This is a genomic window from Vibrio sp. 1069, assembly GCF_033340555.1.
This window is the reverse complement of the sequence record NZ_JAWOWP010000341.1, coordinates 1-720: the sequence shown is the minus strand read 5'-3', so window position 1 is coordinate 720 and position 720 is coordinate 1. Positions and strand designations below refer to the sequence as shown.

Here is a 720-nt window from a genome sequence, read left to right as displayed (position 1 = left end):
ACGCCAAGTCGCTAGCGGCTTTAACACAGCTAACTCTGACGGTTTAAGTTGCCACGCTCCTTTAATATCAAGGTACGCATTTTCTTCGTTGGTTTCGCGAATACGTTTGGAAACCAACAAGTCGCTCTCTTGCTGCACCGCTTCCCACCAACCAGCTTCAGTGACTTTATCGAGCAATTTTTCGTAAAGTGGCAACAAGTAGAGAACGTCTACCGCTGCATAATCAAGTTGCTTTTGCGTGAGAGGACGAGCAATCCAGCCGGTGCGAGATTCACTCGTGTCCAACGCAACACCTAAGTATTCTTCCACCAGCGTTGCGAAACCTGTTGACAGCCCGTGGCCAAGAAACGCCGCCATTAACTGTGTATCGACCATTGGAAATGGCGTACAACCAAATGCATTTTGGAATACTTCTAAATCTTCGCCACAGGCGTGAAGCACTTTAAGTACCGATGCATCTTTCAATAGTTCGATGAAAGATGTCATGTCCGTTAATTCTGTCGGATCGATAAGGGACAAGTGCTTGCCGTCGAAAAGCTGAATCAAACCTAGTTGCGGATAAAAAGTCCTGATACGTACGAACTCGGTATCCAGCATTACGACATCTGCGTCTCTTGCTTGAGCACAAACTTGTTCTAGGTCTTTGTTTTTAGTAATAATCTGATAATTCACATGCTTCTCGCTATAAAAAATGCCAGCAAAACGCTGGCATTCTATCAT

General features: G+C 45.1%; 1 protein-coding gene. It reads right to left on the bottom strand.

What is annotated here, in order from left to right:
• A partial coding sequence (rnd, locus tag R7040_RS26395) for a ribonuclease D (RefSeq protein ID WP_318097567.1) occupies window positions 1-672 on the bottom strand: 672 nt, incomplete at its 3' end.
• Between the last annotated feature and the right edge of the window lie 48 nt (window positions 673-720).